This window comes from Luteimonas sp. S4-F44 (assembly GCF_022637415.1).
Lineage (GTDB): Bacteria > Pseudomonadota > Gammaproteobacteria > Xanthomonadales > Xanthomonadaceae > Luteimonas.
Genome location: NZ_CP093340.1, coordinates 690,626 through 705,572, shown reverse-complemented (window position 1 = coordinate 705,572; position 14,947 = coordinate 690,626). Strand labels below are relative to the sequence as shown.

Annotated in this window: 11 protein-coding genes and 1 pseudogene; 9 read left to right on the top strand and 3 right to left on the bottom strand. The window is 70.1% G+C overall.

Annotated elements, in window-relative coordinates:
- Positions 1-20 precede the first annotated feature (20 nt).
- Entirely contained in the window at positions 21-638 is a 618-nt protein-coding gene (gene gmk / locus MNO14_RS03175; protein WP_241946244.1) for a guanylate kinase, read from the bottom strand.
- A gap of 261 nt (positions 639-899) precedes the next feature.
- Here gmk and MNO14_RS03170 point away from each other — a divergent pair, with 261 nt between their 5' ends.
- The 5 genes from MNO14_RS03170 (at position 900) to MNO14_RS03150 (ending at position 9,379) form a co-directional block, all read left to right on the top strand.
- Complete coding sequence (locus MNO14_RS03170; protein WP_241945347.1) at positions 900-1,457, top strand: RNA polymerase sigma factor; 558 nt, start codon at positions 900-902, stop codon at positions 1,455-1,457.
- On the top strand, positions 1,447-2,439 hold the full coding sequence (locus tag MNO14_RS03165) for a FecR domain-containing protein (protein WP_241945346.1): 993 nt from the start codon (positions 1,447-1,449) through the stop codon (positions 2,437-2,439). The genes MNO14_RS03170 and MNO14_RS03165 overlap by 11 nt, the downstream gene beginning before the upstream one ends.
- A 136-nt stretch (positions 2,440-2,575) precedes the next feature.
- Positions 2,576-4,627 carry a S9 family peptidase gene (locus tag MNO14_RS03160; protein WP_241945345.1) on the top strand — a complete coding sequence of 684 codons (2,052 nt, stop codon included), beginning with the start codon at positions 2,576-2,578 and terminating at the stop codon, positions 4,625-4,627.
- A gap of 133 nt (positions 4,628-4,760) precedes the next feature.
- Positions 4,761-6,296, top strand: a complete 1,536-nt coding sequence (locus tag MNO14_RS03155) for an amidase (RefSeq protein ID WP_241945344.1) — start codon at positions 4,761-4,763, stop codon at positions 6,294-6,296.
- A gap of 110 nt (positions 6,297-6,406) precedes the next feature.
- On the top strand, positions 6,407-9,379 hold the full coding sequence (locus MNO14_RS03150; RefSeq protein WP_241945343.1) for a TonB-dependent receptor: 2,973 nt from the start codon (positions 6,407-6,409) through the stop codon (positions 9,377-9,379).
- Positions 9,380-9,554: 175 nt separating this feature from the next.
- Here MNO14_RS03150 and MNO14_RS03145 read toward each other — a convergent pair.
- Positions 9,555-9,884: pseudogene (locus tag MNO14_RS03145) on the bottom strand (hypothetical protein); the annotation flags it as partial.
- 58 nt (positions 9,885-9,942) lie between these two features.
- Positions 9,943-10,803 (bottom strand): YicC/YloC family endoribonuclease, encoded by an 861-nt coding sequence (locus MNO14_RS03140; RefSeq protein WP_241945342.1) that lies wholly within the window; start codon positions 10,801-10,803, stop codon positions 9,943-9,945.
- A 129-nt stretch (positions 10,804-10,932) separates the two neighbouring features.
- On the opposite strand from MNO14_RS03140, the gene rph reads away from it, so the two are divergent.
- The 4 genes from rph to pepQ all read left to right on the top strand — a co-directional run bounded on the left by rph (position 10,933) and on the right by pepQ (position 14,928).
- Positions 10,933-11,661, top strand: coding sequence for a ribonuclease PH (gene rph / locus MNO14_RS03135; protein ID WP_183427578.1), 729 nt, complete (start codon positions 10,933-10,935; stop codon positions 11,659-11,661).
- A 73-nt stretch (positions 11,662-11,734) separates the two neighbouring features.
- Positions 11,735-12,277: an RdgB/HAM1 family non-canonical purine NTP pyrophosphatase gene (rdgB, locus tag MNO14_RS03130; RefSeq protein ID WP_241946243.1), complete on the top strand. Its 543-nt coding sequence runs from the start codon at positions 11,735-11,737 to the stop codon at positions 12,275-12,277.
- 64 nt (positions 12,278-12,341) lie between these two features.
- Positions 12,342-13,496, top strand: coding sequence for a radical SAM family heme chaperone HemW (gene hemW, locus MNO14_RS03125; RefSeq protein ID WP_241945341.1), 1,155 nt, complete (start codon positions 12,342-12,344; stop codon positions 13,494-13,496).
- Positions 13,497-13,578: 82 nt separating this feature from the next.
- Positions 13,579-14,928: a Xaa-Pro dipeptidase gene (pepQ, locus tag MNO14_RS03120; RefSeq protein WP_241945340.1), complete on the top strand. Its 1,350-nt coding sequence runs from the start codon at positions 13,579-13,581 to the stop codon at positions 14,926-14,928.
- Positions 14,929-14,947: the final 19 nt, after the last annotated feature.

Sequence of the window (14,947 nt, the reverse complement as noted above, 5' to 3'; positions counted from 1 at the left end):
GCGCCGGTAAAACCGGCCAATCAATGCCCCGACAGCAGCCTTGCGATCAGCCCGGCATGGCGCTCGGCCTGGCGCTCCCGGCGCAGGCGGCTGGCGCTGAAGATCGCGCACATCTCGGCGACCGCACGGTCGAAGTCCTCGTTGACCACCAGGTAGTCGAACTCGTCGTAGTGTGACATCTCCTCCTGCGCGGCCGCCAGGCGCTGGGCCATCACCGCCTCGCTGTCCTGGCCGCGCTTGCGCATGCGCTGATCGAGCGCCTCGCGCGAGGGCGGCAGGATGAAGACGCTGACCGCCTCGGGCACCAGCGCCCGGACCTGCCGCGCGCCCTGCCAGTCGATCTCCAGCAGCACGTCCTTGCCGGCAGCCAGTTGCGGCTCCACCGACTGACGGGCGGTGCCCTTCCAGTCGCCGTGCACCAGCGCGTGTTCGAAGAACTCGCCCGCCTCGATCATTTGCTGGAAGGTGTCCTTGCCGACGAAGTGGTAGTGCTCGGCATGACGCTCGCCCGGCCGTGGCGCGCGCGAGGTGAACGAGATCGACAATGCAATGTCCGGATCGCGCGACAGGCAGGCGTTGACGATGCTCGACTTGCCGGCGCCCGACGGCGCCGCGACGATGAACAGCGTGCCGCGCATGGGCGTGGCAGCGGTCTGGGGTGCGGGTTCGCGATGGGTCACGCCTGGCTCCGGCGCCCGGAAGGCCGCGCATCGTACCGCTTTACGCGCAGGCCCGTCGCGTGGCGCAGGCCAGGGCGCGCCCATCGCCCGCCGGTCGGCCATTCGAGCCGGAGTCGAACGAGCGGGCGGGTTCCTCCAATCGATTTTGCCCGGCGCATGGGATAGCGTCGGAGACGAACCGCGCGGGGAGCGTGGACCGGCGGCGCGATGGACACTGCATTGGAGACCTGGTTCCAGCGCGAGATCCTGCCTCACGAGGCCGCGCTCGTCCGCTTCCTGGCGCGCAAATGGGTGCACCCCAACGAAGTGCAGGACATCCGGCACGACATCTACATCCGCGTCCTGCTGGCCGCCGAGCGCCAACGTCCGCATTCGCCCAAGGCGTTCCTGTTCGATGTGGCGCGCAAGCTGCTGGTGGACCGCGTGCGCCGCGAGCGCATCGTGGCCTTCGACCTGCTGGCCGACGTGGACAGCCTGAACGTCCTCATCGACGAACTGTCGCCGGAGCGGCGCGCCGCCGGTCGCGAACAGATGCACCGCCTCTCGACCCTGTTCCGGCGCCTGCCGCCGCGCTGTCGCCAGGTCGTGTGGATGCGCCGGATCGAGGATCTTCCGCAAAAGGAGATCGCCCGCCGCTTGGGGATCGCCGAAGCGACTGTGGAAAAACACCTCATGCGCGGCATCGCCTTGCTGGCCGATGCGCTGTACGGCAAGTCGGGCGAACATCGTGACACTGAGGAGACGTGGACAAGGATGGCAACGGGTCATGGGCGATAGGGAACGCGACGAACAGGCCGCCGCGGCCTGGCTGCTGCGGCAGGACAACGGCCCCTGGAGCGAGCGCGACGCCGCCGAGCTCGAGGCCTGGCTGGCACAGTCGGTCGGCCATCGGGCGGCTTATTACCGCTTCAAGGGCGCCTGGCAGGAAGTGGGCCGGCTGCAGGCGCTGCTGGGGCCAGCAGGCGCCGCGCCGGAACCGGTGCGCGCCGCGCCGTCGCCGGATCTCCCGGCGCGCGCGCGGCGCTGGCGCCTGCCCGGCCTGGCGGTCGCGGCCGGCGTGGTCTGCGCTGTCGGCCTGGCCGCGCTGGTGCAGTTGTCCTGGTCGCGCGACGACGTCTACGCCACCCGTATCGGCGCACTGGAGGCGGTGGCGCTGCCGGACGGCTCGCGGCTGACGCTCAACACCGACAGCCGCCTGCGCGTCGACATGGCCGGCGACGACCGACGCGTGCGCCTGCGCCAGGGCGAAGCCTTCTTCGAGGTTGCCAAGGATCCGGCCCGGCCGTTCGTCGTCGAAGCGGGCGACACGCGGATCATCGCCGTCGGCACCGCGTTCTCGGTGCGGCGCGATGGCGACGACGTGCAGGTGGTGGTCACCGAAGGCCGGGTGCGGATCGAGACCGCAGGCGGCCCCGACAAAGTGCTGCAGGCCCCGCTGCTGGAGGCAGGCATGGCGGCGCGCACGCAGGGCGACGCGGTGCTGGTGCGGGCGCGCTCGCCGGTGGAGCTTGCCCAGGATCTGAGCTGGCGCACCGGTCAGTTGGTGTTCCGCGACACGCCGATGGCCGAGGCGATCGCCGAGTTCAACCGCTACAACACCCGCAAGCTGGTCGTCGAGGATCCGGCGGTCGGCGCGCTGCGCGTGGGCGGCATCTTCCGCGCCACCGAACTCGATGCATTCGTGAGCCTGATCCAGCAGGGCTTCCCGGTCCAGGCCCGGGCCGAAGACGACCGTATCGTGCTGACCACGCGCCAGTGACGCGCGCGACCGACATGACCCCACTTACCGGAATCCCCGCGATCGTTCGACCTCATCAGCTGGCGGCCCCGGTCCGGGCCTGACACGGGGACATTCCATGCCGACACTCGAACCACGCTGCGGCGGGCGCAGGGCCATGCGCGCCGCCATTACCCAGCAGCGCCGCACGACGCGGGGCGCCCGATCGCTGCTGCGCGCGCTGGTGTTGCGCACCTCGGCTGGCGCCTGCATCGCGATGGCCTGCGCGCTGCCGCTGCAGGCACGCGATGGCGTGCCATCCGCGGCGCAGGTCGTCGACCTCAAGGAAGTCGGCGATCCGCAGATCAGTCCTGACGGGGCCACCATCGCCTACACGGTGGAGACGCCGCGCCCGGCGGGCGATTCGAACCTGCGCCGCATCTGGCGCGTGGCCAGCGACGGCCGCAGCGCGCCAGTGGAACTCGCCGCGCCAGACACCGCCGCCGACCGGATGCCGCGCTGGTCGCCCGACGGCACGCACCTGAGCTTTCTGTCCACGCGCCCCGCGCCGGACGAGGACACGACGGCCCCGCGGGCATCGAGCCAGGTCTGGACCACGACCGCCGACGGCGCGATACCGCGTCCCCTGACCACCTCGGCCGGCGACGTCACCGCCTTCGCATGGTCGGCCGACGGCACGCGCCTGGCCTATCTGGCGATCGACCCGCCCTCGCCCGAACGCGCTGCTCGGATCGCACGCAAGGACGATGCGGTCGAGGTCGGGCGCGATGCGCAGTTCACGCGGCTGTGGGTCAGCGATGCGAACGGCCGCGATGCCCGGGCCCTGACCCCGTCGGACCTGCAGGTCCAGGACCTGGCCTGGTCGCCGGACGGCCGCAGCTTCGCACTGCGGGTCTCCGACGAGGTCGGCCTCGGCGCCATGTGGTACCGCTCGAGCGTCGTGCTGGTCTCGGCCGAGGACGGCGGCATGCTGGGCACGGTCACCACGCGTGCCTCCGGTGGGCCGCTGGCGTGGTCGCCCGACGGCACGCGGCTGCTGTACGGACAGCTCGGCCCGCACGGGCACACCGCCACACGCAGGGTCTATGCCCCGGCCAGCGACACCCACGTCGCGCTCGCAACGGCATGGCCCGGCACGCTGCGCACATTGCAGTGGCGCGACGACGGCACGCTGGTCGGGATCGGCCTGCGCGGCGTGCGGCCGCATCTGCTGGCCGTCGATCCGGGCGACGGCGCGGTCGTGGAACTGGTCGAACTGCAGGGGCCCGTCCGCGGCCTGAGCCTGGCGCGCAACGGCCGGGTCGCGCTGGCCCATGGCCGTGCCGAGCAGCCACCCGAGGTCGGCACGTTGTCGAAGGCCGAGGTCCTGGGCGGCGGCCGCGTGACCTGGCTGACCGACACCAATCCGCAGGTCCACGCCTGGCCGCTGGGCCAGGTTCGCGACCGCGTCTGGACAAGCTCGCGCGATGGCCGGCCGATCCATGGCGTGCTCGTGCTGCCGCCCGACTGGCGACCGGGCACGCTGCTGCCGACCCTGGTGCAGGCCCACGGCGGGCCGGCCGACGCCTGGCTGTCGGGCTGGCTGGGCTCCTGGCACGACTGGGCGCAATCGCTTGCCATGCGTGGCTACGCGGTGCTGCTGCCCAATCCGCGCGGCTCCTACGGGCAAGGCGACGACTTCACCTCGCTGGCGCGCGGCGACTGGGGCGATGGCCCATTCCAGGACGTGCTCGACGGGCTGGACGCGCTCGAGGCCGAGGGCATCGCCGATCCGGAACGCGTGGCGATCGGCGGCTGGAGCTACGGCGGCTACCTGTCGGCCTGGGCGGTCGGTCACAGCGACCGCTTCCGCACCGCGATCGTCGGCGCGGCGGTCATCGACACCGCCGTGATGGCGCTGACCACCGACGTGCCCTACGAGTATCTGCCTGGCTACTTCGGCAACGTGCTCGAGCAGCGCGACCTCTACGACCGCAACTCGCCGATCCGCAGCGCGCAAAACGTCGCAGTGCCAGTGCTGGTGCTGCATGGCGAAGACGACCGGCGCGTGCCGATCTCGCAGGGCGAACAGTTCCATCGCGCGCTGCAGGTCAACGGCACGCCGGTGGAGATGGTGCGCTATCCGCGCGGCCCGCACTGGTTCGAGGCGCGCGAGCAGGAACGCGACGTGCTCGAACGCGTGCTGGGCTGGCTCGAGCGCCATCTGTAACGCGACCACCGCCTCGATGCACCCGCACGCAGATCGATAGCCGGAAAGCGCACGCTCGTTCGACTCCACAGCCAACGGCCCCTTCCGGGCCGGGCACGGGGACGCACATGAACCAGGGGCGGCTTGCATGCCGATGACTCGGCGCACGGCATTGAAGATGGGGGCCGCCGCCGCGGCGGCGTATGCGGCGGGCGGCGTCGGCGCGGTGTTCGCGCAACCGAGCGAGGACGTGCTGGACCTGTCCGCCGTGGACCTTGCGGCAGCGATCCGCAAGCGCAGCGTGTCCGCGCGCGAGACGATGACCGCCTACCTCGCACGGCTGTCGGCGCTCAATCCGCGCTTCAACGCCATCGTCTCGTCGGTCGATCCCGAGCTGCTGCTGCGCCAGGCCGCGGCGCAGGACGAGGACGCTGCGAAGGGCCGCTTCCACGGGCCGTTGCACGGGTTTCCGCACGCGGTGAAGGACACCGCGCCAGTGCGCGGCATGCGCAGCACGCAAGGCTCGCCGCTGCTGCGCGACAACGTGCCTGCGGCCGATTCGCTGGTGGTGTCGCGGATGCGCAACGCCGGCGCGATCTTCACCGGCAAGACCAACGTACCGGAATTCGCGCTCGGCTCGCACAGCTACAACCCGATATTCGGCGTGACCCGCAACGCCTACGACCCGCGCAAATCGGCGGGCGGCAGTTCGGGCGGCAGCGCTGTGGCGCTCGCGCTGCGGATGACGCCGTTGGGCGACGGCAGCGATTTCGGCGGTTCGCTGCGCAATCCGGCTGGCTGGAACAACGTGTTCGGCTTCCGGCCGTCGTTCGGGCGTGTACCGTCCGCTCCATCGAGCGATGTCTTCAGCCAGACTTACGCCACCGCCGGGCCGATGGCGCGGACCGTGGCCGACCTCGCGCTGATGCTCTCGGTGCAGGCCGGCGCCGATCCCCGCGCACCGTTCTCGCTCAAGGACGACCCGGCGGTCTTCACCCAACCGCTGGCCCGCGACTGGAGCGGCCGGCGGATCGGCTGGCTCGGCGACCTGGGCGGCGCGCTGCCGATGGAGGCCGGTCTGCTCGAGGCCTGCGAACGCGCGCTCTCGGCGTTCCGCACCATCGGCATGCGCGTGGACGCGGCCACGCTCGACGAACCGGCCGAGGCGATGTGGCGCACCGCCGTGACCCTGCGCCACCTGTCGGTGGGCGACGACCTGCGTGCCTACGCCGCCGACCCGGCCAAGCGCGCGTTGATGAAACCCGAGGCGCTGTGGGAGGTCGAGGGCTTCCAACAGCTGACGCCCGAACGCATCGCCGATGCGCAGGCCGGACGCACGCGGATCTACGAGGCCTTCCGCAAGGCGTTCGAGCAATTCGACTTCCTGGTGCTGCCGACCGCGCAGGTGTTCCCGTTCGATGTCGAGCAGCACTGGCCGCGCGAGATCGCCGGCACGCCGATGGACAGCTATCACCGCTGGATGGAGGTGACGCTGCCGGCGACGATGGCTGGCGTGCCGGCGCTGGCGGTACCGGCCGGGTTCGGCGGACCCGACGACCTGCCACTTGGCCTGCAGATCATCGGGCCCACGCATGCCGACCTGGCCGTGCTGCAGGTCGCGCATGCCTACGAACAGGCCTCGCCGTGGATCGCCGCACGGCGCCCATCGGCACTGAACACCGACGCCTGACCTTCATCGCTGGGCCCGGAATCGGGCCCGCACGCGCGTTGCTGGAAAGCGCGCGCTCGCTCGACATTCCAATCAGCGGCTCCACCTTCGAGCCGAACCCGAGGACGGCCATGCCACGTTCGAACCGCCTGCGATCCAGCCTCATCCACGCTGCCGTCCTCGCCGCGCTGTCGGTCTTGTCGGCCCCGATCGCGATCGCGGCCGAACCCCGCCAGGTGGAGGTCGCCGCCGGCGATCTGGCCGACGCGCTGGATGCGCTCGCCAGGCAGTTCGACGTCAATGCGATCTACCCGGCGCGCCAGGTCCGGGGCCTGCGTACCGAAGGCGTCAGCGGCCTGCTCGAGCCGCGCGCTGCATTCGAGGCCTTGCTCGACGGCACGTCGCTGGACGTCACCGAAGAGGCGGGCTCGATCCTGATCCGTCTGCCCGAGGACAGCGCCGGGGCGCCCGGCGCGGCCGTCAGTGCCACCTCCGGTAATCCGGCGACCAATCTCGACGCGGTGCAGGTCCGGGCCTCGTCGTCGCGGCTAGACCGCCCCGGTTTCGACGCGCCCACGCCGACCACGAGCTTGAGCGCGCAGGACCTGGCTGTCGGCGGACGGCCCAATATCGCCGCGGCGCTGAACGATCTGCCGCAGTTCCGCGCCGGTGTTTCGCCGCAAACCACCGGCACCAACACCGACGCCGGTTCGGCGCCGGTCGACCTGCGCGCGCTTGGCGTCAACCGCACCCTGGTGCTGATCGACGGCCGCCGCTTCTCCAGCACCAACGACCTCAACACCATTCCTTCGGTCATGGTGCAGGGCGCGGACATCGTCACCGGCGGCGCCTCGGCTGCGTGGGGCTCGGGCGCGGTCAGCGGCGTGGTCAACATCGCCATCGACCGGACCTTCGTCGGCACCAAGCTCGGCACGCAGTTCGGTATCTCCGATCGCGGCGACGCCAACGAGCGGCGCTTCGAAGCGGCCTTCGGTCGCGAGCTCTTCGGTGGCCGCGGCCACCTGGTCCTGGGCGCCGAATTCCTCGACAACGATGGCCTGGTGCCCAGATCGCGCCGGCCGGGCGTCGCAGGCTGGGCGACGTTGCCTGACGGCAACGGCCGTTTCGTGCTCACCCATGGCGTGTCGATCGCCGACGCTGCCTATGGCGGCCTGATCCTGTCGGGCGCGCTCGCCGGTCAGGCCTTCGAACCGGACGGGTCGTTGCGTCCATTCGAGGTCGGCGGCACGCAGATGGTCGGCGGCAATGGCCCGAGCGCGGACCACTTCAGCCCGCTGGTCACCCCGCAGCGGCGCTACAGCACGATGGGCACCGCGTACTTCGACCTGACCGGCGACACCCGGCTCACGCTCGATGTCCGGCATTCGCGGATGTACAACGATTACCCTTGGTTCGGCGACCACAACCGCGGCAGCACGCGCCTGCGGATCTCTGCCGACAACGCGTTCCTGCCCACACCGGTACGCGATGCGCTGGCCGCGGCCGGCGAGTCGTCGTTCCAGATGGGGCGGTTCAATTCCGATTTCGCGTACGCGACGATCGATTTCCAGCGCAAGACCACCGAAGCCACGCTGGCGATCGACGGCGCGCTCGGTGCCGGCTGGACGTGGCGCTCGTACTACACGCACGGCGAGTACCGCCAGGACATGCGCAATCCCGGCTTCCTGCTGCGCGACAACTACGCGCGTGCGGTCGATTCGGTTCTCGACCCCACGACCGGCCAGCCGATCTGCCGCGTGGCCCTGACCGATCCGACCACCGACTGCGTGCCGATCAACCTGTTCGGCAGCGGTTCGCCGTCGGCCGAGGCCATCGCCTACGTCACCGGCGCGCCCACGCAGGAAACGCTGATCAAGCTCGATGCCGGCGGCCTGAGCCTGCAGGGCGACCCGTGGACCCTGCCCGCAGGCGATGTCTCGGTCGCGCTCGGCGTGGAAGCGCGTCGGGAATGGCAGCGGAGCACCGCGGGCGCGCTCGACACGGCCGGCGCGTTCCGCTCGTTCAGCCATGCCTCGATGTTCGGCGCCTTCCGCGTGAAAGAAGCCTTCGGCGAAATCCTGGTGCCGCTCGTGCGCGACGTGCCCGGTTTCAACAAGCTTGAATTCAATGCCGCCGCGCGGATCAGCGACTATGACACCACCGGTTCGATCTGGTCCTGGAAGGCCGGCGCGACCAACGAGTTCCTGCCGGGTCTGCGTGCACGCGCCACGCGCTCACGCGACATCCGCTCGGCCAACCTCACCGAGCTGTTCACCACCGCGCTGACCGGCTGGAACAACGTTGCCGATCCCATCACCGGGCAGACCGTGCAGGCCCAGGTCATCAGCGGCGGCAATCCTGGCCTGACGCCGGAAGAGGCCGACACCACGACCTTCGGCATCGCCTGGACGCCGCAGTTCACCGAAGGCCTGGATATCTCGATCGACTACTTCGACATCACCATCAACGACGTGATCATGTCGCTGGGCGTGCAGGAAGTGGTCAACCGCTGCGCCCGCGGCAATCAGGTGCTGTGCGGCCGCATCACCCGGGATGCGAACGGCAGCATCGAGCTGATCCGCTCCACGCCGGTCAACCTCGCCCAGTACAAGACCCACGGCATCGACGCCGAGATCCTCTACACGTTTCCGGCTGCGCGGCTTGTGCCCTCGGCCGGTGGGCGGGTGCAGTGGCGCGCGCTGGCGACCTGGATCAATGAGCTGACCACCGACGATGGCGAGGTCAAGCTGAGTTACGTCGGCTCCCAGGGCTCGGCGTTCTCCGGCCCCGGCATCCCGCGGCTGCGCGTGACCAACACCCTCGCCTATCGCGGCGATACCTTCGGTGCCAACCTGCGGGCCCGCTACATCTCGTCGGGCAACTACAACTCGGCCGTCGACATCGTCAACAACCACATCGGCAGCGTCACCTACTTCGATCTGGGCATGAGCATGCGGACTGCGGCCTTTGCCGACTCGGACCTGGAGCTCTACGCCAACATCAACAACCTGCTCGACAAGGGCCCGCCCGCCTCATCGGCGTTCTCGGCCTACTACGACGTGCTGGGGCGCTACTACTCGGTCGGCGCGCGCCTGCGGTTCTGAGGCATGGCGCGGTGTGAACCGGGCGCAATCGCAACCCCAGCGATCGGATGGAAGGCCGGCCAAATCTGGCGACGTTGACCCACATGCCCGGCCACTTCCCGACGATCGGCCCCACGCCTTGCTATCCCCACAGACGACACCCTGCAAGGCATCATCCGAGTGAATGCCTATCCGCTCAGACAGGCGAATGTACGTCCAAGGCGGCCATGACGATCGCCTTCGCCCATTGTGGGGTTTGCGCCAGATCCTCGGGCGTCACTGGGTAGCCAATGCCCTCGCGGCCCATGTCCAAAACGAGCAGCGGTTCAACGCAGCCGTCGGCATCCGGCGGTCGACCGTTGTCGTAAACGCGCAGCGTTGCCAGATAGGGCATCAGCGCGATCAGGTTTGCCCTGGACGAATCGTAACGACCGCGGATCTTGCCCTCGGCGATATGGTGGCCACCCGCCGCCACGCGAGCGGCGACGCGCTCGATATGCAGCTCTGCGCTTTCCAGCCCGCAGAAACACGTTGAACAGGGATTCATAGGTCTCTTTGGGACGGCATGACACCTTCCCGCAACGCTACTCGATGTTCTGCACCTGCTCGCGGATCTGATCGATCAGCACTTTCAACTCGATCGCGGCCTGCGAGCTGCGCTTGTCGACCGACTTTGAGCCGAGCGTGTTGGCTTCGCGGTTGAACTCCTGCAACAGGAAATCCAGCCGTCGGCCGACGGGCTCGCGCTGCGCGAACACGCGGCGGATCTCGTCGACATGGCTGTCGAGGCGGTCGAGCTCTTCGTCGACGTCGAGCTTCTGCAGCCACAGCGCCAGTTCCTGTTCCATCCGCCCCGGATCGACCGGCTGGGCCAGGTCGTCGAGCCGCGCCTGCAGCTTGGCGCGCTGGCCTTCACGGATGGCCGGCATCAGCGTGCGCACCTGGGCGGCGATCGCGGCGATGCCGTCGACCCGCTCCAGTGTCGCGGCGACGAGCTTGGCACCCTCGCGCTCGCGCGCGGCGATGAAGCCCTCGAGCACCTCGTCGAGCAGGGCCACGACCTCGACCTGCAATGCCGCCGGGTCCACACCGCGCGACTGCAGCACGCCGGGGAACTGCAGCAGTTCGGTCAGGCTGGCGCGCAGTTCGGGAAAGCCGGCGCGCAGATCCTGCGCCAGTTGCCCGAGTTGGTCGAGCAGTGCGCGATTGAGCTGCAGTTCGCCGCCGCCCTCGACCGGGCGCAGGCGCAGGCCCAGATCCAGCTTGCCGCGCGACACGCGCGCGGCGATGCGCTCGCGCAGCACCGGCTCCAGCGCCCGCAGTTCTTCGGGCATCCGCGTGCCCAGTTCCAGGAACCGGTGGTTGACCGCGCGCAACTCGCAGCTCAGCGTGCCCCAGGGCGTGGTGCGTTCGCCCGAGGCGAAGGCGGTCATGCTGCGGATCATGGCGGTCCCGAAATCAAGCGCGATGGAGCGCGGCAGTATGCCTGAAGGCCGCTGGCGCCGAGCCGGCGCGGGCCGGGGTTGACGGGCCGGCTGCTAGAATCGCCCCCCGTTTTCCTGCAGCGACCCGACATGTCCGATTCTTCCCGCCCGAGCGGCCGCGCGCCCGACCAACTGCGCGAGGTGCGCTTCGAGCGCGGCTTCACCCGCCATGCCGAGGGGTCGGTGCTGGTGAGCTTCGGCGACACGCGTGTGCTGTGCACCGCCAGCGTCGAGAACCGCGTGCCCGCGTTCCTGCGCGGCAAGGGCGAGGGCTGGGTCACCGCCGAGTACGGCATGCTCCCGCGCGCCACCAACACCCGCAACGACCGCGAAGCCGCGCGCGGCAAGCAAGGTGGGCGGACCCTGGAGATCCAGCGGCTGATCGGCCGCAGCCTGCGCGCCTGTGTCGATCGCCGCGCGCTGGGCGAACGCACGATCACCCTCGACTGCGACGTGCTGCAAGCCGACGGCGGCACCCGCACCGCTGCGATCACCGGCGCCTATGTCGCGCTGGTCGATGCGATCCGCGTGCTGCAGGCGCGCCGCGAGCTCAGCCGCGACCCGGTCCACGGCGCGATCGCCGCGGTCTCGGTCGGCGTCTATCGTGGCGTGCCGGTGCTCGACCTCGATTACGCCGAGGACAGCGACTGCGACACCGACATGAACGTCGTGATGAACGATGGTGGCGGCTTCATCGAGATCCAGGGCACGGCCGAAGGCCACGCGTTCCGCCGCGCCGAGATGGACGCGATGCTGGGTCTGGCCGAGGCCGGCGTGGCCGAACTGGTCGCGCTGCAGCGCGCGGCGCTGGCAGGCTGACGTGGACGCGTCCACGCGCACGCGCCTGGTGTTGGCCAGCGGCAATGCCGGCAAACTGACCGAACTGCAGGCGATGCTCGCCGACCTGCCGTTGGAGATCGTGGCCCAGCGCGCGCTGGGCGTGGACGACGTGCCCGAGACCGGCACCACGTTCGTCGAGAACGCGCTGATCAAGGCCCGCCACGCCAGCGCCGTCACCGGCTTGCCCGCGCTGGCCGACGACTCGGGCCTGATCGTCGATGCGCTCGGCGGCGCGCCCGGCCTCTACAGCGCCCGCTACGCCGGCACGCCGACCGACGACGCCGCCAACAACGCCAAGCTCCTCGAGGCGCTACGCGACGTGCCCGAGGACCGGCGCACGGCACGCTTCTACGCGGTGATCGTGGTGCTACGCCATGCCGACGACCCGCAGCCGCTGATCGCAGAAGGTGCCTGGGAAGGCCGCATCCTGGACAGCGCGCGCGGCCACCACGGTTTCGGCTACAACCCCGTGTTTCTCGACCCCGAGCACGGCCTGACCGCCGCGGAGATGGCACCCGAGCTCAAGAACCGCCTCAGCCACCGGGCCCGGGCGCTCCAGGCACTGCGCCAGCGCCTGACCGGTCTGGCATCTTGATCCTTCCTGGCGGGCCTGCCCGCCCCTGGTGCCGGGCCGTCCGGCCCCTCCACGCTTCCGGCCGATGCTGATCCCCCCGCCCCTGTCGTTGTACGTGCACCTGCCCTGGTGCGTGCGCAAATGCCCGTACTGCGACTTCAACTCGCACGAGCAACGTGGCGCGCTGCCGTTCGATGCCTACGTCGACGCGCTACTGGCCGATCTCGACCAGGACCTGCCGCTGGTCTGGGGTCGCACGGTACACAGCGTGTTCTTCGGCGGCGGCACGCCGAGCCTGTTCCCGGCTGACGCGATCGACCGGTTGCTGCAGGGCGCCTCGTCGCGACTGCGCTTCGCTCCGGGCGCGGAAATCACCCTGGAGACCAATCCCGGCACCGCAGAGCACGGCCGCTTCGAGGACTACCGCCGCGCCGGTGTGAACCGGATCAGCTTCGGCATCCAGAGCTTCGACGATGGCTGCCTGCACCGCCTGGGCCGCATCCACGACAGCGCCCAGGCGCTGGCGGCGATCGCGCTGGCGCGCGAGGCGGGGTTCGACAACGTCAATCTGGACCTGATGTATGCGCTGCCGGGCCAGACGCTGGCGATGGCCGAGGACGACATCGCGCGCGCGATTGCACTGGCGCCGGCGCACATCTCGCACTACCAGCTCACGCTTGAACCCAACACCGTCTACGCCGCACGCCCGCCGCAGGACCTGCCCGACGAAGACCTGGCATGGGACATGCAGGAACGCTGCCAGGCGCGGCTCGCCGACGCGGGCTACGCGCAGTACGAGATCTCGGCCTATGCGCGGCCCGGCCGGCAATGCGCCCACAACCTCAATTACTGGCGCTTCGGCGACTACCTGGGCATCGGCGCTGGGGCCCACGGCAAGCTCACGCTGGGCAGCGAGCAGGCGATCGCGCGCCGCTGGAAGCACAAGCACCCCACCGCCTGGCTGGCGACCGCCGGCACGCCGGCCTCGATCGGCGGCGACGAGCGCATTGCCGAGGTGCGCCGGCCGTTCGAGTACATGCTCAACGCGCTGCGCCTGGTCGAGGGTTTCACGCTGCACGACTTCGAGGCCTGCACCGGCCTGCCGCCGTCGGCGATCGCCGCCCCGCTGCAGGCCGCATTCGAGGCCGGCTGGCTGCATGACGACGGCACCCGCATCGTGCCGACCGCGCTCGGCCACCGCTTCGCCAACGACGTGGTGTCGCTGTTCCTGGAAGACTGATCCTGGAAGGCTGACCCGCCCGCCCCAGGCCCCGGGCCGCTTGCGGCAGAATAGGCGTTCACGCTTTTCCCGCAGGATCGAGATGTCCACCACTTCCGCGCTGTCCGCTGCCGACCTCTACGCAGACCACCTCGCGACGCTGTCCGATCGCACGCGCACCGCGCTCGAGCGCGCCGGCCTCGACCACCTGGTGATCCCCAGCGGCACGCTGCACTACCAGGTTTTCGACGACCGCGACTACCCGTACGCGGTCAATCCGCAGTTCAAGGCGTGGGTGCCGTTGACCCGCAATCCGGGCAGTTGGCTGGTGGTGACGCCCGGCGCGAAGCCGAAGCTGATCTATCTGCAGCCGCGCGACTACTGGCACGTCGTGCCCGAAGCGCCCTCGGGCTATTGGGTGGCGCACTTCGATATCGTCGTCATCCGCAAGCCGGAAGACGCCCAGCAGCACCTGCCCAAGAATGCCGCGCGTTGCGCGATCCTCGGCGAGCCGCAGAGCGCGCTGGGCCAGTACGGCGCCTACCGTCCGAACAACCCGCAGGCGGTGATCGACCATCTCGACTACCACCGCGCGTTCAAGACGCCCTACGAGATCGCGATGCTGCGCGAAGCCACGCGCATCGCCGTCGGCGCCCACCAGGCCGCCGAGCGCGCATTCCGCGCCGGCGCCAGCGAGTTCGGTATCCACTTGGCCTACTGTCAGGCCGCCGGCCAGGATGCCAACGAGCTGCCGTACAACAACATCGTCGCGCTCAACACGCACGCCGCAGTGCTGCACTACACCGAGTTGGGCCGGCTGGCGCCCGACCCGGTGCACAGCTTCCTGATCGACGCCGGCGCCAGCCACGCCGGCTACGCGGCCGACATCACCCGCAGCTACGCGCACGACACCGGTAGCGAGTTCCAGGCGATGATCGACGCGGTCGACCGCGCGCAGCGCGCGACGTGCGCGCAGGTCCGCAGCGGCTTCGACTACAAGCAGTTGCACCTGGACGCGCACCTGGCGCTGTCGGGGGTGCTGCGCGACTTCGGCGTGCTGCGCGTCTCGCCCGAGGAAGCGCTGGAGACCGGCGTCAGCGCCGCCTTCTTCCCGCACGGCATCGGCCACGGCATCGGCCTGCAGGTGCACGACGTCGCCGGCTTTGCGGCCTCGGAGACCGGCGGCACCATCGCCAAGCCCGACGGCCATCCCTACCTGCGCCTGACCCGCACGCTGGCGCCGGGCATGGTGGTCACGATCGAACCGGGTGTGTACTTCGTCGACATGCTGCTCGAGGACCTCAAGGCCGCGGGCAAGGGCGATGCGGTCGACTGGGACCGGGTCGAGGCGTTCCGCCCCTATGGCGGCATCCGGATCGAGGACAACGTGGTGTGCACCGACGATGCCCCGATCAACCTCACGCGCGACGCGTGGGACGCGTCGGCCAAGTAAGCGCCCCCACCCAACCCGT